Source organism: Streptomyces sp. NPDC051105, from assembly GCF_040682795.1.
Taxonomy (GTDB): Bacteria; Actinomycetota; Actinomycetes; order Streptomycetales; family Streptomycetaceae; genus Streptomyces.
Map to the genome: position 1 here is coordinate 155,655 of NZ_JBFBBR010000003.1, position 23,283 is coordinate 178,937.

The window sequence follows — 23,283 nt, forward strand, 5'->3', positions numbered from 1 at the left end:
GCGATACGGGAGACTCCCCATCTTGGGGGCGCGGGGAACTCCGCTTCTTGGGGGCGCGGGGAACTGCGCGACCAGCCCCCACACACCCGCACCCGGCGATACGGGAGACTCCCCATCTTGGGGGCGCGGGGAACTCCGCTTCTTGGGGGCGCGGGGAACTGCGCGACCAGCCCCCACACACCCGCACCCGACGACGCGGCCGAGCCCTACCGCAGCGCCCCGGTCACCTTCTCGACGGCCTCCACGAGCGCTCCGCTCCGCACGAACTCCTCCGCCGCCGCGAGGTCGGGTGCCAGGTACCGGTCGGGGCCGACCCCCTGCACGCCCGCGGAGCGCGCCGCCTCGATCACCGCCAGCGAGGCCGGCGCCGCCGTCAAGCCCTCCCGCAGCTCGATCGCCCGGGTCGCCGCATACAGCTCGACGGCGATGATCCGCGCCAGATTGCCCACGGCCGTCCGCAGCTTGCGCGCCGCAGACCATCCCATGGACACGTGGTCCTCCTGCATCGCCGAGGAGGGGATGGAGTCGGCCGACGCCGGGACGGCGAGCCGCTTCAGCTCGCTCACCAGCGCCGCCTGCGTGTACTGGGCGATCATCAGGCCCGAGTCGACGCCCGCGTCGTCCGCCAGGAACGGCGGCAGCCCGTGGCTGCGGTTCTTGTCCAGCAGCCGGTCGGTCCGCCGCTCGGCGATGGACCCGAGGTCGGCCACGGCGATGGCGAGGAAGTCGAGGACGTAGGCGACCGGCGCGCCATGGAAGTTGCCGTTGGACTCGACCCGGCCTCCCCCAGAGCCAAAAGCCTGGGAGGTGCCCCCAGGCAGGACCACGGGGTTGTCCACGGCCGAGGCCAGCTCCCGCTCGGCGACGAGACGCGCGTGCGCGAGGGTGTCCCGCCCGGCCCCGGCGACCTGCGGAGCACACCGCACCGAGTACGCGTCCTGGACGCGCGGCGCGTCGTCCTGATGGTGCCCGGTGAGCTGGGAGCCCTCGAGCACGGCGAGCATGTTGGCGGCGCTGTCGCCCTGCCCGGGGTGCGGGCGGATCGCGTGCAGCTCGGGCGCGAGCACCTTGTCCGTGCCGAGGAGCGCCTCCAAGCTCAACGCGGCCGTGACATCGGCGGACTTGTAGAGCATGTCCAGGTCGGCGAGGGCCATGACCAGCATGCCGAGCATGCCGTCGGTGCCGTTGAGGAGGGCGAGCCCCTCCTTCTCGCGGAGTTCGACGGGCGCGATCCCGTGCTCGGCGAGCAGCTCACCGGCGGGTCGGACGACGCCGTCCGGGCCCTCCGCGTCCCCCTCGCCCATCAGCGTGAGCGCGCAGTGGGACAGCGGGGCCAGGTCGCCGGAGCAGCCGAGGGAGCCGTACTCGTGGACGACCGGGGTGATCCCGGCGTTCAGCACGTCGGCCATGGTCTGGGCGACCTCCGGACGCACACCGGTGTGTCCGGAGCAGACGGTCTTCAGCCGCAGGAACATCAGGGCCCGTACGACCTCGCGCTCCACCCGCGGCCCCATGCCGGCCGCGTGCGAGCGCACGATGTTGCGCTGCAACTGGGCCCGCAGCTCCGGGCTGATGTGCCGGGTCGCGAGGGCTCCGAAGCCGGTGCTGACGCCGTAGACCGGCTCCGGTTTGGCCGCCAGCGCGTCCACGATCTCCCGGGCCGCCGCGAGCGCCGCGACCGCCTCCGCCGACAGTTCGACGCGGGCGCCGCCGCGCGCCACGGCGAGGACGTCGGACGCGGTGACCCCGGACGTCCCCACCACCACAGTGTGCATATCCATATTCAGGAGCGTACGCAGTGAATGCGGCTGCTGTCACCAGTGGGGTACGGAGTTGCCCCTTACTTGTACGTCACAACCGGTACGCCACAACCGGTACGCCACAACCGGTACGTCGCAGCCGTACGGGTCACGACCGCCGGCCCCGGAAGCTGCGCCGCTCGGTCCGTTCCGGCGGGGGCGCGTCGGCCAGTCGTACGACGGGGTCGTCCGGCCCCTCCCGCCCGGCCACCACCGGCCGATCCGCGCGCAGCGCCTTGGCACGGTACTGCGCGGCGTCGGCGAGCCGGAACAGGCGGCGGGCCGAGCGCACCGGCCCGATCGGGTCCGCGGTCGAGGCCACCCCGCACGCCACCCCCTCCCCCAGCTCCAACTCCCCGGCCCGTCGGCAGAGTTCCTCGGCGGCCTTGACCACGTCGTCGGCCGGCGGCCCGACCGCGAGCAGACAGAACTCGTCCCCGCCGAGCCGCGCCGCGAGTGCGCCCGGGAGCATCGCCCCGCACAGGGAGAGGACCGAGCCGAAACGTTCGAGGAGACGATCGCCGACGGCGTGCCCCTGGGTGTCGTTGACCCGCTTGAGCCCGTTGAGGTCACAGACGACGAGACTGACCACGGCGTCGTCCGCGCGGTGCCGGTCGATCGCCTCGTCGAGGCGTACGTCGACGGCACGGCGGTTGGCGAGCCCGGTGAGCGCGTCGGTGTACGCGAGCCGGCGGGCCTCCTCGAGCCGCTCGGTCTGGGCGATCCCGGCGGCGACGACGGAGGCCAGGACGGTGGCGAAGTCGGCGTCGCCGCGGCCGAAGACGGGGGCGTGGACGGCCCGGGCGACGTACAGCTCGCCCCAGGCCCTGCCGTGCAGCAGGATCGGTGCGACCAGGCAGCAGCCGCGGCCCCTGCGGCGCAGGGCGTCGACCCGCCGGTGCGAGTAGCCGGGGCGGCCGGCGGCGGGACCCTCCGCCGTCTCCACCCAGGCGTTGGGGCCGCCGCCGCCCGCCCAGCGCTCATGCAGGAACTCGGTGATCTCCGGGAACTGGTGCACGGGGTAGGCCTCGGCCTCCGGGAACTCCTCCTCGTCCGGGGCGCGCTCCCCGACGTTCACGAGGACCCGCAGCCGGCCGAGGTCGCGCTCCCAGACGGAGATCGCGGCGAAGCTGCCGTCCAGGGCGCGGCAGGCGCCGACCGCTGCGGCGTGCCAGCACTCGCGTGGGGTGTGAGCCGCGGCCATGCCCTGAGCCAGCGCCACGACGGCGGCGAGCCGGTTGTCCTCAGCCATTACTCCAGGTTAGGGAGGATTTGGTTGATTCGGGACATGGGTGCGGCGAACAGGTGTTGCGACGACCTGTTCCGTCACGGACCGCGGCCCGGTGGGGGCTGATCGCGCCCACGCGTCGGCAGCCGCACCTCACATACAGCCCCGCGCCCCTGACAGGGCGCCGCCCTCGCGCCGGTGAGCGAAACCCCCGCCTCCGGCCCACCCGGACCTCACTCCCCCGGCCACTCCGGCTTCCGCTTCTCGTTGAACGCCGCCACCCCCTCCGCGCGGTCCCCCGAGAAGGCCACCGTCCGCCATGCCGCGTCCTCGACCTCCAGCCCCGCCCGCAGGTCCAGCCCGTGCCCGAGTCGCAGCGCCCGCTTCGCCGCCCGCAGCCCCACCGGCGAGTTCCCCGCCATCCGCTCCGCCAGCGCCAGCGCCGCGTCCCGGTCCTGTCCCGCCTCCACCAGCTGGTCGACGAGGCCCAGCTCATGCGCCTCCGCCGCCTCCACCCGGCGCGCCGTGAAGATCAGCTCGGCCGCGCGGGCCGCCCCGACCCGGCGGGGCAGCAGCTGCGTACCGCCGCCACCCGGGATGACCCCCACCGACACCTCCGGCAACCCCACCACGGCCGTGCTGTCGGCCACGATCACATCGCAGGACAGCGCCAGCTCGAAGCCTCCGCCGAGCGCGTAGCCGTGCACGGCCGCGATCGTCGGCATCGGCAGCTCCAGTACGCCGGTGTACGCCCCGCGCGACAGCGGCCGCGCCCGGACCAGCTCCGCGTCGGTCATGGAGTTGCGCTCCTTGAGGTCGGCGCCGACACAGAACGCCCGTTCGTGCGAGGAGGTCAGCACGACCACCCTGGCGTCCCGGTCGGCGCTCAGCGCGGCGCACGCGGCCACGATCGAACGCGCCATCTCCGCCGATACCGCGTTCATGGCCTTGGGCCGGTCCAGTACCAGCTCCGCGACCTGGCCGTGCCGCCGTACCAGCACGAACTCCCCGAACCGCTCCTCGCTCACGACACGCCCTCCGGTTAACGTGGGTTAACTTCCTGGACCCGATCATCGCAGCCGAGTCGTGAACGGGAAAGGGCAGACGTCCGGTTCCCACGCCGACGCCCGGCAACCCGTTCGAGTGACATCCCGCCCAAGTCCCACCGCACCACCCAGGGGAGCGCATAACGTGCGCTCGCCACGGCGCATCGGGGGCGCGAGCGCATCGGGGAGGGATCGTGATGACCGAGACGTCGACGCAGCCGAAGCGAGACACCGACCTCACGGCAGCGGAGCCGGCACAGCCGACCCAGCCGACGTCGGGCACGCGCCCCGCGCAGCCGACGGCGCGGACCGGCCCGGCGCCCACGGCGCGGCCCCCCACGGACGCCACCCCGGCCGGCCCACGCCGCTTCACCTCCCGCCCCCGGGGCCGGCATCGCCGCTCCCGCCCCCGCGGGGTCCTCCTCGTCGCAGGAGGTATCGCGCTGGCCGCGGGGGCCCTGAGCCTCGTCCGAGTGAGCGTCGATCCGGGCGCCGGCGGCCCCGGCGCCGCCGAGGCCGAACCGCGGCTTGACCCGGGCACCGGGACGGACCGGTCGACCCCCGCCGCCGCCACGGTCGCCACCGCCACAGCCATCCCCCGGGTGAGCCCTTCGTCGACCTCGGCGATGGGCGGGGTGAGCACGACACCGACGACGGCCTCCACCCTCGTACCCCTGCCGGCCACGCCCCCGTCCACCGCACGGGCCACCCCGGGTACGACCACCATCCCCGAGTCCCCCGACACACCGGCACCCTCGACCACCCCACGGCCGACCCCGGCACCACCCCGGACCACACCCCCCGCCACACCCCAGCCCTCCACCCCCGCCCGCCCCGGTCTCTGCGTCCCGGTCATCGGCGTGTGCGTCGACCTACCGGGGACGCGCGCCGGCTAGTGCTGTGACCGGAGAGGTTTGCCGGGAAGCTCGCGGCGTCCGGTGCGGTGCATCGGTGCGGTGCATCGCAAGGCGGAGCATCACCCGCGTACGGGATGTACCCGGGTGGTGCGACAACGCGGCGAGGTGCGGTGCCGGGCGTCGCGAGCCGGTGAACCTTTCCGGTGGCAGCACTAGCCTCCTGGGGGGGCGGCTCACCTACCCGGCTACGCGGAGGTCACGGGGCGGTCGGCGGAGCCTCCCGGCGCGTGAGCAGCCACGGCTCCACCACGCCCAGGCCACGGACCGGGCGCTGCCACATCGGCTGGAGGGCGAATCGGTACGTCGGGGGTTCCTCGCCCTCCTTCTCGGCGGTGGCCGCGGCCTCGGCGGCCTCCGCCTCCGAGGCGGGGGCCTCGCCGGAGCGGATCAGTTCCTCGGCGAACGCCGAGTCGACGAGCACGGCGTCCCGGGGGGCTATGGAGGTCAGCCGGGAGGCCAGGTTCACGGTCGTACCGAAGACATCGCCCATTCGGGTGGTCACCGTGCCGAAGGCCATGCCGACCCGCAGCTCCGGCATCGTCTCGTCGTGCGCCATGGTCTCGACCAGGCGCAGGGCGATGTCGGCGGCCGTGCCGGCGTCGTCCGCGGCGTACAGGACCTCGTCGCCGAGGGTCTTGATGAGACGGCCGCCGCGAGCCGCGACCAGGTCGGCGGCGGTGGTCTCGAAGGCCTCGACCAGCTCGCCGAGCTCCTCCTCCTCCATCCGGCGGGTCAGCCGGGTGAACCCGACGAGGTCGGCGAAGCCGACGGCCAGCCGCCGGTCGACCATCTCCTCGTCGTCGGCCGACTGCACGACCCGGCCGGCCGAGGCGGCGAGCTGGCGGCGCCAGACGTAGACCAGGAACTCCTCCAGCTCGGGCAGGAGCAGCTCGACGATCGGGTACGTGACCTCGGTGCGGGTCATGCCCGGCTCGGGAGGCTCGGTCAGGCCCTCCAGGAAGGAATCCATCTGCCACTCGGCCAGACGGGCGGTGGTCTGCCCGGTCGACCGGGCCACCTGCACGGCCATGGCCTCGCTGAGCAGGCCCGCCTCGACGAGACCGGCGAGCCGGCGCAGAGCCAGCACGTCGGCCTCGGTGAGCGCCTTGGCCTGCCCGATGTCCGCGAAGCCCATGGCCCGCCAGAACCTCGACGCCAGTTCCATGGAGACGCCGGCGCTGCGGGCCGCCTGGAACGGGGTGTAGCGGCGCTCGGCACCGAGGATCAGGCCTTCGAGGCGCAGAGCGAGCGGGTCCTCGCCGGAGTCGGCGGCGTCCGCGCCCTCGCCGGAGCCCGTGTCGTCGACGGTCACGCCTGCTGCCCTTCCGATCTGCCGCGGTCGCATACTGACCGGCCTCAACTCTACGGCAGCTGTGCGGTAGCTCACTTCGTGAGGTGGGCCGATGCCGGGGGTACCCCCGGCACGCGTTCCCTGGGGGCTACCGCCCCCAGACCCCCGCGCCAGGGGACGAACTGCCCGGATCCCACCGGCCGGCCGGCGGGGGCCGATCGCGCCCACGCGGCGGTAGCCGCACATCGACTACAGCCCCGCGCCCCTTACGGGCCCGTCGTGGCTGCGGGCAGTCATGCCTCCCCCAGAGCCCGGCCTCGACGCGCTCGCGGACCACGGCATCGAGGCGCACGGCCGCAGCGAAAGGCCCGGGGGACCGCCAGGCGGCACGGCTGGGCGCCGGGGGTACGCCCTTCTGGGGGAGGCACCCTGCAAGCACCGGTAAGCGACACCCCGCCCTCACGCCGGTCGCAGATGCACAATGTCGCCCGCCCCCACCGGCTCCTGCACCCCCGCCTCCGTGGCGATCACCAGTCTCCCGTCCCCGTCCACGGCCACCGCCTCCCCCACCAGCGACCGGTCCCCCGGCAGCTCGGCCCGGACCGTGCGGCCCAACGTCGCGCACCCCGCCGCATACGCCTCCTGGAGCCCGCTGCGCGCCGGGTCGCCCTCCGCCGCGCGCCAGCGCCCGTACCAGTCCTCCAGCGACCGCAGCACCGCCCGCAGCAGTGGCTCCCGGTCCGTGGTCACCGCGCCGGCCAGCGCCAGCGACCCCGCCTGCGGTACCGGCAGCTCCTCCGCACGGAGCGTGACATTGATGCCGACGCCGACCACGACACCGTCCTCGCCGGCCCGCTCCGCCAGAATGCCGCCGGCCTTGCGCTCCTCGTCACCGACGGTGAGCAGCAGGTCGTTCGGCCACTTCAGGGCCGTGTCGACACCGGCCGCCCGCGCCAGCCCCGTCGCCACCGCCACCCCGGTCAGCAGCGGCAGCCAGCCCCAGCGGGCCACCGGCACCTCGGCCGGCTTCAGCAGCACCGAGAAGAACAGGCCGGAGCGGGCCGGCGCCATCCACTGGCGGTCCAGGCGGCCCCGCCCGGAGGTCTGTTCCTCGGCGACGAGCACGGCGCCCTCGTCCGCGTCCCCCGCGAGGGCCCGCGCCACCAGGTCCGAATTGGTGGAGCCGGTGCGCTGCACGACCTCGATGTCGCAGTAGAGGCCCCCGTGGCCGCCGTCCCGCACCAGAGCCCTGCGCAGCCCCGCCGCCCCGAGCGGTGGACGGTCCAGGTCGGACCAGCGATTGTTGTTCTCGTCTGCTGCATCTCGCGGCGTCATGCAAGCCACCCTAGATGTGGTGTACGCCGCACTGCCGTTTGGTAGGTGCCCCACTACGCTACGGATGAGTAACCGTCCCCCCTTTTGAGCAGGCAGGGAGCCGCATCCCGATGTCCGAGCCGGAAGAGATCGACATTCACACGACCGCGGGGAAGCTCGCGGATCTCCAGCGCCGTGTCCACGAAGCGACACACGCCGGTTCGGAGCGCGCCGTCGAAAAGCAGCACGCCAAGGGCAAACTGACAGCCCGTGAGCGGATCGAGCTGCTCCTCGACGAGGGCTCCTTCGTCGAACTGGACGAGTTCACCCGCCACCGCTCCACCGACTTCGGCCTGGAGAAGAACCGCCCGTACGGCGACGGCGTCGTCACCGGGTACGGCACGGTGGACGGCCGCCCGATCGCCGTCTTCTCCCAGGACTTCACCGTCTTCGGCGGCGCCCTCGGCGAGGTCTACGGCCAGAAGATCGTCAAGGTGATGGACTTCGCCCTGAAGACCGGCTGCCCGGTCATCGGCATCAACGACTCCGGCGGCGCGCGGATCCAGGAGGGGGTCGCCTCCCTCGGCGCGTACGGCGAGATCTTCCGCCGCAACACGCACGCGAGCGGCGTGATCCCGCAGATCAGCCTGGTCGTCGGGCCCTGTGCCGGCGGCGCCGTGTACTCCCCGGCCATCACCGACTTCACGGTCATGGTCGACCAGACGTCCCACATGTTCATCACCGGCCCGGACGTCATCAAGACGGTCACCGGCGAGGACGTCGGCTTCGAGGAGCTGGGCGGCGCCCGCACCCACAACTCGGTCTCCGGCGTGGCCCATCACATGGCCGGCGACGAGAAGGACGCCGTCGAGTACATCAAGCAGCTGCTGTCGTACCTGCCGTCCAACAACCTCTCCGAGGCCCCGGTCTTCCCGGAGGAGGCGGACCTCTCCGTCACGGACGAGGACCGCGAGCTGGACACCCTGGTCCCGGACAGCGCGAACCAGCCGTACGACATCCACACGGTGCTCGAACACGTCCTTGACGACGGCGAGTTCTTCGAGACGCAGGCCCTGTTCGCGCCGAACATCGTCACCGGCTTCGGCCGGGTCGAGGGCCACCCGGTCGGCATCGTCGCCAACCAGCCGATGCAGTTCGCCGGCTGCCTGGACATCAAGGCGAGCGAGAAGGCGGCCCGCTTCGTCCGCACCTGCGACGCCTTCAACGTCCCGGTCCTCACCTTCGTCGACGTCCCGGGCTTCCTCCCCGGCGTCGACCAGGAGCACGACGGCATCATCCGCCGCGGCGCCAAGCTGATCTACGCCTACGCCGAGGCGACGGTCCCCCTGATCACCGTCATCACCCGCAAGGCGTTCGGCGGCGCCTACGACGTCATGGGCTCCAAGCACCTGGGTGCCGACCTCAACCTCGCCTGGCCGACCGCCCAGATCGCCGTCATGGGCGCCCAGGGAGCCGTCAACATCCTGCATCGCCGCACCATCGCCGAGGCGGAGGCCGCCGGCGCTGACGTCGAGGCCGTGCGCGCCCGCCTGATCCAGGAGTACGAGGACCACCTCCTCAACCCCTACACGGCCGCCGAACGCGGTTACATCGACGCCGTGATCATGCCGTCGGACACGCGGCGCCACGTCGTACGGGGCCTGCGCCAGCTCCGTACCAAGCGCGAGTCCCTGCCGCCGAAGAAGCACGGCAACATCCCCCTCTAAGGAGCCGCTGTGACGATCAAGGTCATACGGGGCAACCCGACCCCGGAGGAACTGGCCGCCGCGCTGGCGGTGGTCAGGGCGAGGGCGGCGGCGGTGGCAGCCGCCCCGTCCGGCCCCCCGACGGCGAGGGCCGCCTGGTCCGACCCGTCCCGCATCGCCCGGCACCGGCTCCCCCAGCCGAGCCCGACGGCATGGACCCGTACCTACTGGCCGAGCTGAGAAAAACGCCCAAGGGGCGCGGGGAACCGCGCACGGAACAACAACCCGGGGCACCGATCTAAGTACCCCTACTCAGGCGCCCTGGGTCGGCCGAGCCGCACGCTAGTGGGATGCTGTGGTCGGACCCGGAAGACGAGCCGCCGAAGGACCTGCAGGACATGCAGAACACCCTCCGGCGGCTCGGCGTCTTCCTGGCCCTGGTCATGCTCCTGCTGATGATCGTGCTGGGCGTGAGGTGAGCGGCCACCTGTCGGCGCCCACCGATACGCTGGCACCATGCGCAGACTCGTCCTCGCCTCCCAGTCCCCCGCCCGGCTGAACCTCCTGCGCCAGGCGGGTCTCGCCCCCGAGGTGATCGTCAGCGGCGTCGACGAGGACGCCGTCACCGCCCCCACCCCGGCCGAACTGGCCCTCGCCCTCGCGGAGGCCAAGGCTTCCGTCGTCGCCGCCCGCCCCGACGTGCACGGCGCGATCGTGATCGGCTGCGACTCGGTGCTGGACCTCGACGGCCAGGCGCTCGGCAAGCCTGGGGACGCCGAGGAGGCGACCGCCCGCTGGAAGTCGATGCGCGGCCGGGCCGGCACCCTGCAGACCGGGCACTGCGTGTGGGACACGGCGAACAACCGGCACGTGTCGGCGACCGCCTCCACCGTCGTCCGGTTCGGCGAGCCCAGCGACGCGGAGGTCGCCGCGTACGTCGCCTCCGGCGAACCCCTCTACGTGGCGGGCGCGTTCACGCTGGACGGCCGCAGCGCGCCCTTCATCGACGGCATCGACGGCGACCACGGCAACGTGATCGGCATCAGCCTGCCCCTGGTCCGCCGGCTGCTCGCGGAGCTGGGCATCGGCATCACGGAGTTGTGGGCGCCGGCGGGGTGATCGGCCCGGCGGCCGGCGTGTCCTTCCTCGGTTCCGGTTCCGGGTCACCGCCCCCCGGAGCGGAACCGGAATCGTCCGCGTCGGCGTCCGCACCGGCGCCGGCGCCCTCCGTACGGTCGTACGTCATCAACAGCAGCACGACGAGGGCGAGGACGACCACCATGAACAGGAACGCGCTCCAGCCGATCAGGCCCCACGCCACGGCGCCCAGCAGGCCGTGTACGACCGCGACGCTGATCAGCAGGATGCGGCCGAGGCCGGCGGGCGCCCGGTTGCGTATCGCCACCAGCAGGGCCACCAGGGCGCACAGGGCGAAGTAGAGGCCGAAGACCACGGCGCCGATCTTCGCGGTCATCGACATGTTGCCGGGATCGAGCCCGGCCAGGGACATGTCCTGACGGTCGACGACCACTCCCATGAACCAGTTGAGCGCGGCGACGCCGAATGCCTCCGCGAGGAGTACGACCGCCACGACCCACGCCACCGGTCTGCGCACCACCGGCCCCCACCCACTTTCGGTCACGGCCCCACGAGAGCCGCTGTTACTTGAAGTACGTTCAAGACATCGCGAACGCTACTAACGGGTAAACCGGGGGACAAGGGGCCGGGCATCGGCAAAGATTCGTTGGGCCATTCGTAGGGACTCCACAAAGAAACGTTGTGGGGCGCGGCACGCTCTCACAGAGACCTTGAGCACATCGCGGGGCTAGGGTTTTCCGAAGGAGTCCTGCGTACCGTGGTGCGACAAGGGCTTTCGCGGGTCGGGCGAGCCTCGCATCACGCTCCGTGTGGGCAAGCTCACCATTGGGGACGGGTCGAAGTGCCGTGTCGGCCTTCCCTAAACTCGGCTTGTTTCAAGGAGGGAGCCTCAATCGTGCGCAAGGTGCTCATCGCCAACCGTGGCGAAATCGCTGTCCGCGTGGCCCGGGCCTGCCGGGACGCAGGGATCGCGAGCGTGGCCGTCTACGCGGACCCGGACCGGGACGCTCTGCATGTCCGCGCCGCGGATGAGGCGTTCGCCCTGGGCGGTGACACCCCGGCCACCAGTTACCTGGACATCGACAAGGTCCTGAACGCGGCACGCGAGGCGGGGGCCGACGCCGTCCATCCGGGCTACGGCTTCCTCTCCGAGAACGCGGAGTTCGCCCAGGCCGTCCTGGACGCCGGCCTGACCTGGATCGGTCCGCCGCCGCAGGCCATCCGCGACCTCGGAGACAAGGTCGCCGCCCGGCACATCGCCCAGCGGGCCGGCGCCCCGCTGGTCGCCGGTACCCCGGACCCGGTCTCGGGCGCCGACGAGGTCGTGGCGTTCGCCGAGGAACACGGCCTGCCGATCGCCATCAAGGCCGCCTTCGGCGGTGGCGGGCGCGGCCTGAAGGTCGCCCGCACCCTCGAAGAGGTCCCGGAGCTGTACGACTCCGCCGTCCGTGAGGCGGTGGCCGCCTTCGGGCGCGGGGAGTGCTTCGTGGAGCGCTACCTGGACCGGCCGCGGCACGTGGAGACCCAGTGCCTGGCCGACAAGCACGGCAACGTGGTCGTCGTGTCGACCCGTGACTGCTCGCTCCAGCGCCGCCACCAGAAGCTCGTCGAGGAGGCCCCGGCCCCCTTCCTGTCCGACGCGCAGGTCGCCGAGCTGTACCGCGCCTCCAAGGCCATCCTCAAGGAGGCCGCCTACGAGGGCGCCGGCACCTGCGAGTTCCTGGTCGGCCAGGACGGCACGATCTCCTTCCTGGAGGTCAACACCCGTCTCCAGGTCGAGCACCCGGTGACCGAGGAGGTCGCCGGCATCGACCTGGTCCGCGAGATGTTCCGGATCGCCGACGGCGAGGAACTCGGCTACGACGACCCGGAGCTGCGCGGTCATTCGTTCGAGTTCCGGATCAACGGCGAGGACCCGGGCCGTAACTTCCTGCCCGCCCCCGGCTCGGTCACCACCTTCGACGCGCCCTCCGGCCCCGGTGTCCGCCTGGACGCGGGCGTGGAGGCCGGCTCGGTCATCGGCCCGGCGTGGGACTCCCTGCTGGCCAAGCTGATCGTCACCGGCCGGACCCGCAAGGAGGCCCTTCAGCGGGCCGCCCGCGCCCTGGACGAGTTCCAGGTCGAGGGCATGGCCACGGCCATCCCGTTCCACCGCGTCGTCGTCCGTGACCCGGCGTTCGCCCCGGAGCTCACTGGCTCCGCGGACCCCTTCACGGTCCACACCCGGTGGATCGAGACCGAGTTCGTCAACGAGATCAAGCCCTTCGCCGCCCCGGCCGACGCCGAGGCGGAGGAGGACGCCGGCCGTGAGACGGTCGTCGTCGAGGTCGGCGGCAAGCGTCTGGAGGTCTCCCTCCCGGCGTCCCTGGGCATGACCCTGGCCCGCACCGGCCTCGCCGCCGGCGCCAAGCCGAAGCGCCGGGCCGCCAAGAAGTCCGGCCCGGTCGCCTCCGGTGACACCCTCGCCTCGCCGATGCAGGGCACGATCGTCAAGATCGCGGTCGAGGAGGGCCAGGAGGTCAAGGAGGGCGACCTGGTCGTCGTCCTGGAGGCCATGAAGATGGAGCAGCCGCTGAACGCCCACAAGGCGGGCACCATCAAGGGCCTCGCCGCCGAGGTCGGCGCGTCCCTCACCTCCGGCGCCGTGATCTGCGAGATCAAGGACTGACGAGACCCCGAACCGCGTCGCCCGGCGAACGGCACCCGCCCGTTCGCCGGGCGCCCGACTTTCTGGAACGGGCCCATGCGCGCCGACGCCCGCCGCAACCACGACCGGCTGCTCGCCGAGGCCCGCGCCGTCTTCGCCGAGCACGGCACCGACACCTCGCTGGAGGACGTGGCCCGGCGGGCGGGCGTGGGCATCGGCACCCTGTACCGGCACTTTCCGAACCGGCACGCCCTGATGAGCGCGGTCTTCGAAGACGCGGTGAACGAACTCCTCGCCAGGGCCCGCGAGTTGCTGACGGCTCCCGAGCCGTGCCGGGCCCTGCTGACGTGGCTCCACGACGTGGTCACCAGCACGGCGGCATACCGGGGTCTGTCCCGGGCCCTGATGTCGGCGTCATCGACCGATCCGGACTCGGCTCTGGCCCGTTGCGGCACTCCGATGCGGGAGGCCGGCGCGGCCCTGCTGGCCCGCGCTCAGGAAGCGGGGATGGTACGGACCGACGTACAGATCACCGACCTGCTCCAACTCACCCACGCCATCGGCCTGGCAGTGGAGGAGTCACCGGGCGATCCTGAGCTGGCAAACCGCTTGCTGACCCTGACTTTGAAGGGCCTCAAGCCAGAGAAGCCCAGGGGCGCGGGGCTGTATTGATATGCGGCTCCGCCGCGGGGCGCGACCAGCCCCGGCGGACCCGCACCCGCGAGACGACCGAACCACCACGGCGCCCAGGCACCCGGCCCTCACCGCCTCCGCATGTCAGCGACCCGCCCCCGCTCGCCCCCCGTCGGCTGCTCCCCGTTCAGCATCGAAGCCGACCGCAGGCCCGACCTCGGCACCTGACTCTGCCGCGGCCCCGGAAGGGATACGTCCCGACGCTGCTGATGCTGTTGCTGCCGCGCCGGGACCTGATCACCCCCCGGGTTTCCCGACGCTCCGGCCACAGCGATCTGCACCCCCTGATCGGCGAGGGCCTGGAGCTCCGTGGCGGCACGGTCGTCATGAGCCGGCGGCTCGTCCGTGACCAGCCGGGTGATGACGTCCGTCGGCACGGTCTGGAACATCGTGTCCGTACCGAGCTTGGTGTGGTCGGCGAGGACGACCACCTCCGCGGCGGCCTGCACCAGCGCCCGGTCGACGGACGCCGACAGCATGTTGGACGTGGACAGCCCCCGCTCGGCCGTCAGGCCACTGCCCGACAGGAATGCCTTCGACACCCGCAGCCCCTGCAGGGACTGCTCCGCACCGGAGCCGACCAGGGCGTAGTTGGAGCCGCGCAGGGTGCCGCCGGTCATCACGACCTCGACCCGGTTGGCATGGGCCAACGCCTGCGCCACCAGCAGCGAGTTGGTGACGACGGTGAGTCCGGGCACCCGGGCCAGCCGGCGGGCGAGTTCCTGGGTGGTGGTACCCGCCCCGACCACGATGGCCTCGCCCTCTTCGACGAGACCCGCGGCGAGATCGGCGATGGCCGTCTTCTCGGCGGTCGCGAGATGTGACTTCTGCGGAAAGCCGGACTCCCGCGTGAACCCGCCCGGCAGTACCGCACCGCCATGCCGGCGGTCGAGGAGTCCTTCTGCCTCCAGTGCGCGCACGTCCCGCCGTACGGTCACTTCTGAGGTCTGGACGACGCGGGCGAGCTCACGGAGCGATACGGCCCCGTTCGCGCGCACCATTTCGAGGATCAATTGGCGACGTTCTGCAGCGAACACGAAACTGACAGTAACCCCAACGACCGTCTGGTTTCAGCAGTTTGCGCCGAATAGCAGAAGTTGTTCGCACAGCAGGGTCGGAAGTGGTATAGGAGCTACCCCACCCGACTATGCCGCACGCATGCTCGACAACTCCCCGTGACCAGCGGGGAGTCGGTTCCGGCCGTCAGAGCTCGCTGCCGGTCTTCCGCGTGTGCAGCTGCCGCGCGACCTCCGCGATCGACCCCGAAAGAGAGGGGTACACGGTGAACGCGTTCGCGATCTGTTCGACCGTCAGATTGTTGTCGACGGCGATCGAGATCGGATGGATCAGCTCCGAGGCGCGCGGTGAGACCACCACACCGCCCACCACGATCCCCGTCCCCGGCCGGCAGAACAGTTTCACGAAGCCGTCCCGGATGCCCTGCATCTTCGCGCGCGGGTTGCGGAGCAGCGGCAGCTTCACGACCCGGGCGTCGATCTTGCCCGCGTCCACGTCCGCCTGGGTGTACCCCACCGTCGCGATCTCCGGATCGGTGAACACGTTGGACGACACGGTCTTCAGGTTCAGCGGAGCCACCGCGTCGCCCAGGAAGTGGTACATGGCGATCCGCCCCTGCATGGCGGCCACCGACGCGAGAGCGAAGACACCGGTCACGTCACCGGCGGCGTACACACCGGGCGCGGTCGTCCGCGACACCTTGTCGGTCCAGATGTGCCCGGAGTCGCGCAGCTTGACGCCCGCCCCCTCCAGCCCCAGACCGGCGCTGTTCGGAATCGCGCCGACGGCCATCAGACAGTGCGAACCGCTGATGACCCGGCCGTCCGCGAGCGTCACCTCGACCCGGTCCCCCACCCGCTTGGCGGCGGCGGCCCGCGACCGGGCCATGACGTTCATGCCACGACGGCGGAAGACGTCCTCCAGGACGGCGGCCGCGTCCGGATCCTCACCCGGCAGCACCCGGTCCCGCGACGACACCAGCGTGACCCTGGACCCCAGCGCCTGGTACGCGCCGGCGAACTCGGCACCGGTCACACCCGACCCGACCACGATGAGCTCCTCGGGCAGCTCGTGGAGGTCGTAGACCTGGGTCCAGTTCAGGATGCGCTCACCGTCGGGCTGGGCGTCGGGCAGCTCACGGGGATGCCCACCGGTCGCGATCAGCACCGCGTCCGCGGTCAGGGTCTCCTCGCTCCCGTCCGCGGCCGCGACCACGACCTTCCGCGACCCGTCCAGGGCCTGCATGCCCTCCAGCCGCCCCCGCCCCCGCATGACCCGGGCGCCGGCACGCGTCACCGAGGCGGTGATGTCGTGCGACTGGGCGAGCGCGAGCCGCTTCACACGCCGGTTGACCTTGCCCAGGTCGACCCCGACCACCCGTGCCGCCTGCTCCAGCGGCGGGGTGTCGTCGGCGACGATGATCCCCAGCTCCTCGTACGAGGAGTCGAAGTTGGTCATCACCTCGGCCGTGGCGATAAGGGTCTTCGACGGCACGCAGTCGGTCAGCACCGACGCTCCGCCCAGACCGTCGCAGTCGACGACGGTCACCTCCGCGCCGAGCTGCGCTGCCACCAGCGCCGCTTCATAGCCGCCGGGTCCGCCACCGATGATCACGATCCGAGTCACGTACTCCATTGTCCCGCACCCCTCAAGGTGCTACTGCCCGGGGGGCGCCACCCGGCGCCTCCCGGGGCTGGAGAGGTACCTGGGGCGGCTGCCGTACCCTCTCCCCATGTCGTCGCTCTACGCCGCGTACGCCGGCAATCTCGACGCACGGCTGATGTCCCGCCGCGCCCCGCACTCCCCCCTCCGCGCCACCGGCTGGCTGAACGGATGGCGGCTGACCTTCGGCGGCGAGCAGATGGGCTGGGAGGGCGCGCTGGCGACGATCGTCGAGGACCCCCTCTCCCAGGTCTTCGTGGGCCTCTACGACCTCGCCGTGATGGACGAGGAGTCCATGGACCGCTGGGAGGGCGTCGCCATGGGCATCTACCGCCGGGCACGGGTGCGCGTGCACACGCTGGAGGGCGAGGAGACCGCCTGGCTCTACGTCCTCAACGGCTACGAGGGCGGCCTCCCCTCGGCCCGCTACCTCGGCGAGATCGCCGACGCGGCGGAGTCGGCGGGCGCCCCGCACGACTACGTCATGGAACTCCGCAAGCGCCCCTGCTGAGCCCCCAAACCACACAGACCACCCACAGCCAGAACAAAAGTTACCTGCGTCACACCGGTCGTTGGAAACGACAAGACAACGATCGCCATCCCGTGAGCTCAGTCATCTACGCGCGTAGGCCCAGACCAGCTACTCTCGTCCGCGTGAACGCATCTCTTCTTCCGGACGACATCCAGGGCGACCCCCATGCCGCTGCCGGGGCGGCCGCCGGGCGCCTGCGTGAGCTCACGGGCGCCGAGACCCACGACGTCGCCCTCGTGATGGGCTCCGGCTGGGCTCCGGCCGTCGACGCCCTGGGCGCTCCCGACGCCGAGTTCCAGGTCACCGAGCTGCCCGGCTTCCCGCCGCCGGCCGTCGAGGGGCACGGCGGCAAGATCCGCTCGTACTCCTTCGGTGACAAGCGCGCGCTGGTCTTCCTGGGCCGCACGCACTACTACGAGGGCCGTGGCGTCGCCGCCGTCGCACACGGCGTCCGCACCGCCGTGGCCGCCGGCTGCAAGACGATCATCCTCACCAACGGCTGCGGCGGCCTGCGCGAGGGCATGCGCCCCGGCCAGCCGGTCCTCATCAGCGACCACATCAACCTGACGGCGACCTCCCCCATCATCGGCGCCAACTTCGTCGACCTCACCGACCTCTACTCCCCCCGCCTGCGCGCCCTGTGCAAGGAGATCGACGCCAGCCTCGAAGAGGGCGTCTACGCGCAGTTCCCCGGCCCGCACTACGAGACGCCGGCCGAGATCCGCATGGCCCGCGTCATCGGCGCGGACCTGGTGGGCATGTCGACGGTCCTCGAGGCGATCGCCGCACGCGAGGCGGGCGCCGAGGTCCTGGGTATCTCCCTGGTGACCAACCTGGCGGCGGGCATGACCGGCGAACCGCTGAACCACGAGGAGGTCCTCCAGGCCGGCCGCGACTCGGCGGCACGGATGGGCGAGCTGCTCGCGCAGGTACTGGGCCGGATCTGAGAATCCGGGCAGAGGGTGCCGCGAAGGGTCGTACAGCGACCGCGGGGCCGCCGGTGGCCGGCCGCGCGGTTCCCCGGGCCCCTGAGCGGGCACACGCACCCGGCACCACGACGACCCGCCGGCCCACCACGACGACGGACCGCACCCCACGACGATCGCAGTGCGCCGCCCCGGCCCACCACCACCCGTAGGCGCTCCGCGCACCCCCACCGAAGCAGCACAGGCGCCGCAGGCACACCACGAGAGGTTGGACGACGACCGTGCAAGACGATCTCATCGCCCGGGCCAGGACCTGGCTCGCCGAGGACCCGGACCCGGACACCCGCGACGAGCTGGCCAAGCTGCTCGACGCCGGTGACATCACCGAACTGTCGGCCCGCTTCAGCGGCACCCTCCAGTTCGGCACCGCCGGCCTGCGCGGCGAACTCGGCGCCGGCCCCCTGCGCATGAACCGCACCGTCGTCATCCGCGCCGCCGCCGGCCTGGCCGCCTACCTCAAGCGGCACGGACACACCGGCGGAGTCGTCGTCATCGGCTACGACGCCCGCCACAAGTCCGCCGACTTCGCCCGCGACACCGCGGCGGTCATGACCGGCGCGGGCCTCCAGGCCGTCGTGCTTCCCCGCCCCCTCCCCACCCCCGTCCTGGCGTTCGCCATACGGCACCTGGGCGCGGTCGCCGGCGTAGAGGTCACCGCCAGCCACAACCCGCCCCGCGACAACGGCTACAAGGTCTACCTCGGCGACGGCTCCCAGATCGTCCCGCCCGCCGACGCCGAGATCGCCGCCGAGATCCACGCGATCGCGAGCCTCCACGACATCCCCCGCCCCGACACCGGCTGGGAAACCCTCGACGACGCCGTCCTGGAGGCCTACCTGGCCCGTACGGACGCCGTCCTGGCCCACGGCTCCCCCCGCACCGCCCGGACCGTCTACACGGCCATGCACGGCGTCGGCAAGGACACCCTGCTCGCCGCCTTCGCCCGGGCCGGCTTCCCCGCCCCCACCCTCGTCACCGAGCAGGCCGACCCCGACCCCGACTTCCCGACCGTCGCCTTCCCCAACCCGGAGGAGCCCGGCGCGATGGACCTCGCCTTCGCCCGGGCCCGCGCCACCGACCCCGACCTGATCATCGCCAACGACCCCGACGCCGACCGCTGCGCCGCGGCCGTCAAGGACAACGGCGAGTGGCGCATGCTCCGCGGCGACGAGGTCGGCTCCCTCCTCGCCGCCCACCTGGTCCGGCGCGGCGCGACCGGCGTCTTCGCCGAGTCGATCGTCTCCTCCTCCCTCCTCGGCCGGATCGCCGAGAAGGCCGGACTGCCCTACGAGGAGACCCTCACCGGCTTCAAGTGGATCGCCCGCGTCGACGGCCTGCGCTACGGCTACGAGGAGGCCCTCGGCTACTGCGTCGACCCCGACGGCGTCCGCGACAAGGACGGCATCACCGCCGCGCTCCTGATCACCGAGCTGGCCTCGGTCCTCAAGGAGGAGGGCCGCACCCTCCTCGACCTCCTCGACGACCTCGCCGTCGAGCACGGCCTGCACGCCACCGACCAGCTCTCGGTCCGCGTCGAGGACCTCTCCGTCATCGCGGACGCCATGCGGACGCTCCGCGAGCAGCCCCCGGCCGCGCTCGCCGGCCTCCCCGTCACCCGGGCGGAGGACCTGAACCGGGGCACGGACCGGCTCCCGCCCACCGACGGCCTGCGCTACACGCTCACGGGCGCCCGGGTCGTGGTCCGTCCCAGCGGCACCGAGCCCAAGCTGAAGTGCTACCTGGAAGTCGTCGTCCCGGTGGCCACGCACGCCGACCTCCCGGCGGCCCGCGCCAAGGCGACCGAGACCCTGGCCGCGATCAAGCGGGACCTGTCGACAGCAGCCGGCATCTGAACCGGGGGGCGCCCGCGGGCGCCCCCCGCCCCGCCCCTCCCGGCCGGCGTCGGCCGCCGGCGAGGCAGGCGTGCCGCACGGGCACGGTGAGGCGGACCGGACCTCCTCGTTGGCCCATGTACGGATCCGTAGCACCCCATCGGGTGATTTCCCTGCGGTAGTTGACCCGGGTTCCGCGCCGTGCCCCGGCGGCCGGGAAACGGTGGTCGGGTAACGCCCGCCACCGCCGCCGTACCGGAGTCTGGAGCCGCCGCCGTGTCCTCGACCGCCCCCGACACCGCCCCCAGCGGACACGTTCCGGGCTCCCGACGACCCCACCTCCCGACCGCGGCCGTCCCCCGCCACGCGCTGAGCCGGGCGGCGCCGGCCCTCGCCGCGTATCTCGCCGTACGGCTCACCGGGCTGGTGTTCCTCGCCGTGTGGGCGCACCGACGGCACCACGGGGTGTGGCCGATGCTGGCGACGCAGTGGGACTCCCGGTGGTATCTCGGGATCGCCGACCACGGGTACACGCACACACTCGGCGTCGCCTACGACCACAACAACCTGGCGTTCTTCCCGCTGTATCCGCTGCTGGTCAAGGCCGTGGCCGTGCTGACCCCGGGCACCCGGGCCAGTACCGGGCTCGGGCTCGCCTGGCTGGCGTCGCTGGCCGCTGCCTGGGGCGTGTTCGCGGTGGGCGACCGGCTGGGCGGGCGGCGGACCGGGGTGCTGCTCACCGTGTTGTGGGCGGCGTACCCGGTGGGTCTGGTGCAGTGGATGGGCTACACCGAGTCGCTGTTCACGGCGTTCGCCGCGTGGACGCTGTACGCGGTGCTGGGCGAGCGCTGGCTGTGGGCGGCGGCGGGATCGGTGCTGGCGGGGCTGACCCGGCCGACCGGGATCGCGGTGGCCGCCGCGGTGACGGTCGCCGCACTGCTCTCCCTGCGCTCGTGTTTCTCGCCCCGCGCGCTGACGGCGGCCGTGCTGGCGCCGCTGGGCTGGTGCGCGTACGTCGGCTGGGTGGGCCTCAGACTCGGCCGCTGGGACGGCTACTTCGCCGTCCAGCGGATGTGGCACAACGAGCTGGACGGCGGCGTCGAGACCCTGCGCTGGCTGCGGCACCTGTTCGGGCAGGTCCCGCGGCCGGAGCTGTTCCTGGTGGTGGTGAGCCTGACGATGCTCGCCTCCGTCGTGCTGCTCGGGCTCGCGGTGGCGGACCGGCAACCGCTCCCGCTGCTCGTCTTCAGCGCGGTCCTGCTGCTGATCGTGGTGGCCAGCGGCGGCGTCTACTTCCCGCGGGCCCGCTTCCTCCTCCCCGGCTTCCCGCTGCTGCTGCCCGTCGCCGGGTATCTCGCCCGCGCGTCACGGCGGTCGCGGGTACTGGCGCTGACGGCCGCGGTCGCCGGGTCGGCGTACTGCGGTGCGTACATGCTGCTGGTGTGGCCGAGCGCGCCGTGATTCACGGGGTGTTGGGCCGTCGCCTGCTTCTCGGACGCCTGCTTCCAGCCCCCCAGCCCCCATTGGAGGCATCCGCCCCCGGGCGGAAGTCGCCGCGGCCTACCCGAAGCGGCCGTTCACGTAGTCCGTGGTGCGCGGGTCCTGCGGGTCGCCGAACATGTCGTCGGTCGGGCCGTGTTCGACGATCACACCGGGGGTGCACGGGCACGGGGGCAGAGCGCGCGGGGCCGGGCCGGGTCAGCCGATCGCCAGCAGGATCACCAGGAGCACCGCTCCCACGATCGCCGGCGCCGCCACCTCGTACGCCCAGCGGACCGTGATCCCGCCCTGTGCGGACTCGGCCTCGCCCCGCCGCTCCAGCAGCTGCCGCAGGTCGTCCATGATCTTGTCGCTCTCCGCGCGCAACGGCCCGGACGCGCCGTCCGGCTCCCGCAGGCCCCCGAACACGCGCCCGGCGGCCGCGGTCCGTCCGCCCCGCGCGTCCGACTCCGCCCTCGTCTGCCGGCGCGCCGCCTTCTTTCGGCTCCGCAGGGAGACGGGGATCGCCCACAGCTGGTACTTCGCGCCCGACTTGACGATCACCTCGTTCGAGTAGCCGGAGCGCAGGGCGGCGATCTCCCCCCAGGGCAGCGTGATCACCCGGAACGGGTTGCGTACCCGCAGCCGGTCCTCGCCCGCGAACACCGCCGGACGCAGGGTGAACGCCACCACCAGCGGGACGAGCAGGATCAGCGCGGCCAGGGCGAGCCAGGGGGTGTGGCCATGGCCCCGGAGCAGCGCGTCGATGCCCAGCCAGCCGACGATGGCGAGCAGGAGTACGCCGCCGATCAGCGCCTGGGGCGAGCGGTAGATGCGGTCCTTGACGAGGGGCGTGGTCATGCCGCCGATTGTGCCTCAGGTGGGTGCCGTGGTGCCGTGGGGTGTGCTCCGGTGCGCGGGCGGGCCGTCCGCGGCGGGTCGCGCCCAGGCGGCAGCCGCATATCGATACGGCCCCGCGCCCCTTCGGGGCGCGAAGCCCGCCACCCTCGAGAAGAACCGTTCCGTCGGGGTGTACAGCCGCTACGCGCGTAGATATGCTCGGGTGGTGACCATGCCCACCACCGCACCCCACGCACTTGCTGACGTCACCGCGTCCGACAGCACGCTGCGCCGCTTCCTCCACGGGCTGCCCGGCGTCGACGCGGTCGGCCTGGAGGCGCGTGCCGCCTCCCTCGGCACCCGTTCCATCAAGACCACCGCGAAGGCGTACGCCATCGACCTCGCCATCTCGATGGTCGACCTGACGACGCTGGAAGGCGCGGACACCCCGGGCAAGGTCCGGGCGCTCGGCGCCAAGGCGGTCCACCCGGATCCCACGGACCGCACGACCCCCGCCACGGCCGCCGTCTGCGTCTACCCCGACATGGTGGCCACCGCGAAGGAGGCCGTCGCCGGCTCGTCCGTCAAGGTCGCCTCGGTCGCCACCGCCTTCCCGGCGGGCCGCGCGGCGCTGCCGGTCAAGCTCGCCGACGTGCGGGACGCCGTGGCCGCGGGCGCCGACGAGATCGACATGGTCATCGACCGCGGGGCGTTCCTCGCGGGGAACTACCGCAAGGTGTACGACGAGATCGTCGCCGTGAAGGAGGCCTCCGGCGCCGCCCGGCTCAAGGTCATCTTCGAGACCGGCGAGCTGTCGACGTACGACAACATCCGCCGGGCCTCCTGGCTGGGCATGCTCGCCGGCGCCGACTTCATCAAGACCTCCACCGGCAAGGTGGCGGTGAACGCGACCCCGGCGAACACCCTGCTGATGCTGGAGGCCGTGCGCGACTTCCGCGCGCAGACCGGTGTCCAGGTCGGCGTGAAGCCCGCCGGCGGCATCCGGACCAGCAAGGACGCGATCAAGTTCCTCGTCCTGGTGAACGAGACGGCGGGCACGGACTGGCTGGACAACCACTGGTTCCGCTTCGGCGCCTCCTCGCTCCTGAACGACCTGCTGATGCAGCGTCAGAAGCTGGCCACCGGCCGCTACTCCGGCCCCGACTACGTGACGGTGGACTGATCACCATGGCCAA

At 72.4% G+C, this 23,283-nt stretch carries 21 protein-coding genes; 12 read left to right on the top strand and 9 right to left on the bottom strand.

Annotation, left to right across the window (positions count from 1 at the left end; translation table 11 throughout):
- Positions 1 to 206: 206 nt before the first annotated feature.
- The 3 genes from hutH to AB0N16_RS08155 form a co-directional block, all read right to left on the bottom strand.
- Positions 207 to 1,775, bottom strand: a complete 1,569-nt coding sequence (gene hutH, locus AB0N16_RS08145) for a histidine ammonia-lyase (RefSeq protein ID WP_365795201.1) — start codon at positions 1,773 to 1,775, stop codon at positions 207 to 209.
- 133 nt (positions 1,776 to 1,908) lie between these two features.
- Positions 1,909 to 3,051, bottom strand: a complete 1,143-nt coding sequence (locus AB0N16_RS08150) for a sensor domain-containing diguanylate cyclase (RefSeq protein WP_365794332.1) — start codon at positions 3,049 to 3,051, stop codon at positions 1,909 to 1,911.
- Positions 3,052 to 3,260: 209 nt separating this feature from the next.
- Positions 3,261 to 4,055, bottom strand: a complete 795-nt coding sequence (locus AB0N16_RS08155; RefSeq protein WP_365794334.1) for an enoyl-CoA hydratase-related protein — start codon at positions 4,053 to 4,055, stop codon at positions 3,261 to 3,263.
- Between the two features lie 215 nt (positions 4,056 to 4,270).
- On the opposite strand from AB0N16_RS08155, the gene AB0N16_RS08160 reads away from it, so the two are divergent.
- The gene (locus AB0N16_RS08160) at positions 4,271 to 4,969 is read left to right on the top strand and encodes a hypothetical protein (RefSeq protein ID WP_365794337.1); all 699 of its coding nucleotides are present in this window, start codon (positions 4,271 to 4,273) and stop codon (positions 4,967 to 4,969) included.
- Positions 4,970 to 5,186: 217 nt separating this feature from the next.
- Here AB0N16_RS08160 and AB0N16_RS08165 read toward each other — a convergent pair whose 3' ends face one another.
- Both AB0N16_RS08165 and AB0N16_RS08170 read right to left on the bottom strand, forming a co-directional pair.
- Positions 5,187 to 6,302: an adenylate/guanylate cyclase domain-containing protein gene (locus tag AB0N16_RS08165; RefSeq protein WP_365794339.1), complete on the bottom strand. Its 1,116-nt coding sequence runs from the start codon at positions 6,300 to 6,302 to the stop codon at positions 5,187 to 5,189.
- 438 nt (positions 6,303 to 6,740) lie between these two features.
- On the bottom strand, positions 6,741 to 7,616 hold the full coding sequence (locus AB0N16_RS08170) for a biotin--[acetyl-CoA-carboxylase] ligase (RefSeq protein WP_365794341.1): 876 nt from the start codon (positions 7,614 to 7,616) through the stop codon (positions 6,741 to 6,743).
- Positions 7,617 to 7,726: 110 nt separating this feature from the next.
- On the opposite strand from AB0N16_RS08170, the gene AB0N16_RS08175 reads away from it, so the two are divergent.
- The 4 genes from AB0N16_RS08175 to AB0N16_RS08190 all read left to right on the top strand — a co-directional run bounded on the left by AB0N16_RS08175 (position 7,727) and on the right by AB0N16_RS08190 (position 10,420).
- Positions 7,727 to 9,322: an acyl-CoA carboxylase subunit beta gene (locus AB0N16_RS08175; RefSeq protein WP_365794343.1), complete on the top strand. Its 1,596-nt coding sequence runs from the start codon at positions 7,727 to 7,729 to the stop codon at positions 9,320 to 9,322.
- A gap of 9 nt (positions 9,323 to 9,331) precedes the next feature.
- On the top strand, positions 9,332 to 9,541 hold the full coding sequence (locus AB0N16_RS08180; RefSeq protein WP_365794345.1) for an acyl-CoA carboxylase epsilon subunit: 210 nt from the start codon (positions 9,332 to 9,334) through the stop codon (positions 9,539 to 9,541).
- Positions 9,542 to 9,651: 110 nt separating this feature from the next.
- Positions 9,652 to 9,780, top strand: a complete 129-nt coding sequence (locus AB0N16_RS08185) for a hypothetical protein (RefSeq protein WP_260327982.1) — start codon at positions 9,652 to 9,654, stop codon at positions 9,778 to 9,780.
- A 37-nt stretch (positions 9,781 to 9,817) separates the two neighbouring features.
- On the top strand, positions 9,818 to 10,420 hold the full coding sequence (locus tag AB0N16_RS08190; RefSeq protein ID WP_365794347.1) for a nucleoside triphosphate pyrophosphatase: 603 nt from the start codon (positions 9,818 to 9,820) through the stop codon (positions 10,418 to 10,420).
- Here AB0N16_RS08190 and AB0N16_RS08195 read toward each other — a convergent pair.
- The gene (locus AB0N16_RS08195) at positions 10,392 to 10,919 is read right to left on the bottom strand and encodes a hypothetical protein (protein ID WP_365795203.1); all 528 of its coding nucleotides are present in this window, start codon (positions 10,917 to 10,919) and stop codon (positions 10,392 to 10,394) included. The two genes, AB0N16_RS08190 and AB0N16_RS08195, sit on opposite strands and share 29 nt — an antisense overlap.
- 375 nt (positions 10,920 to 11,294) lie before the next feature.
- Between AB0N16_RS08195 and AB0N16_RS08200 the strand changes: the two genes are divergently transcribed.
- The gene (locus AB0N16_RS08200) at positions 11,295 to 13,067 is read left to right on the top strand and encodes a biotin carboxylase N-terminal domain-containing protein (protein ID WP_365794349.1); all 1,773 of its coding nucleotides are present in this window, start codon (positions 11,295 to 11,297) and stop codon (positions 13,065 to 13,067) included.
- Positions 13,068 to 13,142: 75 nt separating this feature from the next.
- Positions 13,143 to 13,718, top strand: coding sequence for a TetR/AcrR family transcriptional regulator (locus AB0N16_RS08205; RefSeq protein ID WP_365794351.1), 576 nt, complete (start codon positions 13,143 to 13,145; stop codon positions 13,716 to 13,718).
- An 89-nt stretch (positions 13,719 to 13,807) separates the two neighbouring features.
- On the opposite strand, the gene AB0N16_RS08210 is transcribed toward AB0N16_RS08205, so the two are convergent.
- Complete coding sequence (locus tag AB0N16_RS08210; RefSeq protein ID WP_365794353.1) at positions 13,808 to 14,776, bottom strand: DeoR/GlpR family DNA-binding transcription regulator; 969 nt, start codon at positions 14,774 to 14,776, stop codon at positions 13,808 to 13,810.
- Between the two features lie 166 nt (positions 14,777 to 14,942).
- Complete coding sequence (locus AB0N16_RS08215) at positions 14,943 to 16,391, bottom strand: NAD(P)H-quinone dehydrogenase (RefSeq protein WP_365794355.1); 1,449 nt, start codon at positions 16,389 to 16,391, stop codon at positions 14,943 to 14,945.
- Between the two features lie 97 nt (positions 16,392 to 16,488).
- On the opposite strand from AB0N16_RS08215, the gene AB0N16_RS08220 reads away from it, so the two are divergent.
- From AB0N16_RS08220 to AB0N16_RS08235, 4 genes are all read left to right on the top strand, one after another.
- Positions 16,489 to 16,929, top strand: a complete 441-nt coding sequence (locus tag AB0N16_RS08220) for a gamma-glutamylcyclotransferase (RefSeq protein WP_365794357.1) — start codon at positions 16,489 to 16,491, stop codon at positions 16,927 to 16,929.
- 143 nt (positions 16,930 to 17,072) lie between these two features.
- Complete coding sequence (locus AB0N16_RS08225; RefSeq protein WP_365794359.1) at positions 17,073 to 17,897, top strand: purine-nucleoside phosphorylase; 825 nt, start codon at positions 17,073 to 17,075, stop codon at positions 17,895 to 17,897.
- Between the two features lie 260 nt (positions 17,898 to 18,157).
- Positions 18,158 to 19,789 (top strand): phospho-sugar mutase, encoded by a 1,632-nt coding sequence (locus tag AB0N16_RS08230; RefSeq protein ID WP_365794361.1) that lies wholly within the window; start codon positions 18,158 to 18,160, stop codon positions 19,787 to 19,789.
- 255 nt (positions 19,790 to 20,044) lie between these two features.
- Positions 20,045 to 21,229, top strand: a complete 1,185-nt coding sequence (locus tag AB0N16_RS08235; RefSeq protein ID WP_365794363.1) for a hypothetical protein — start codon at positions 20,045 to 20,047, stop codon at positions 21,227 to 21,229.
- Positions 21,230 to 21,466: 237 nt separating this feature from the next.
- Here AB0N16_RS08235 and AB0N16_RS08240 read toward each other — a convergent pair whose 3' ends face one another.
- Positions 21,467 to 22,108 (bottom strand): PH domain-containing protein, encoded by a 642-nt coding sequence (locus AB0N16_RS08240; protein WP_365794365.1) that lies wholly within the window; start codon positions 22,106 to 22,108, stop codon positions 21,467 to 21,469.
- A 205-nt stretch (positions 22,109 to 22,313) separates the two neighbouring features.
- Here AB0N16_RS08240 and deoC point away from each other — a divergent pair, with 205 nt between their 5' ends.
- Positions 22,314 to 23,270: a deoxyribose-phosphate aldolase gene (deoC, locus tag AB0N16_RS08245; RefSeq protein ID WP_365794367.1), complete on the top strand. Its 957-nt coding sequence runs from the start codon at positions 22,314 to 22,316 to the stop codon at positions 23,268 to 23,270.
- Positions 23,271 to 23,283 lie beyond the last annotated feature (13 nt).

Bases quoted from the DNA above. Each gene is read 5' to 3' on its own strand.
- AB0N16_RS08220 (WP_365794357.1), top strand. From the start codon at position 16,489: ATGTCGTCGCTCTACGCCGCGTACGCCGGCAATCTCGACGCACGGCTG.
- AB0N16_RS08240 (WP_365794365.1), bottom strand. From the start codon at position 22,108: ATGACCACGCCCCTCGTCAAGGACCGCATCTACCGCTCGCCCCAGGCG.
- AB0N16_RS08150 (WP_365794332.1), bottom strand. From the start codon at position 3,051: ATGGCTGAGGACAACCGGCTCGCCGCCGTCGTGGCGCTGGCTCAGGGC.
- AB0N16_RS08170 (WP_365794341.1), bottom strand. From the start codon at position 7,616: ATGACGCCGCGAGATGCAGCAGACGAGAACAACAATCGCTGGTCCGAC.
- AB0N16_RS08215 (WP_365794355.1), bottom strand. From the start codon at position 16,391: ATGGAGTACGTGACTCGGATCGTGATCATCGGTGGCGGACCCGGCGGC.
- AB0N16_RS08175 (WP_365794343.1), top strand. From the start codon at position 7,727: ATGTCCGAGCCGGAAGAGATCGACATTCACACGACCGCGGGGAAGCTC.
- AB0N16_RS08160 (WP_365794337.1), top strand. From the start codon at position 4,271: ATGACCGAGACGTCGACGCAGCCGAAGCGAGACACCGACCTCACGGCA.
- AB0N16_RS08205 (WP_365794351.1), top strand. From the start codon at position 13,143: ATGCGCGCCGACGCCCGCCGCAACCACGACCGGCTGCTCGCCGAGGCC.
- hutH (WP_365795201.1), bottom strand. From the start codon at position 1,775: ATGCACACTGTGGTGGTGGGGACGTCCGGGGTCACCGCGTCCGACGTC.
- AB0N16_RS08185 (WP_260327982.1), top strand. From the start codon at position 9,652: ATGCTGTGGTCGGACCCGGAAGACGAGCCGCCGAAGGACCTGCAGGAC.
- AB0N16_RS08190 (WP_365794347.1), top strand. From the start codon at position 9,818: ATGCGCAGACTCGTCCTCGCCTCCCAGTCCCCCGCCCGGCTGAACCTC.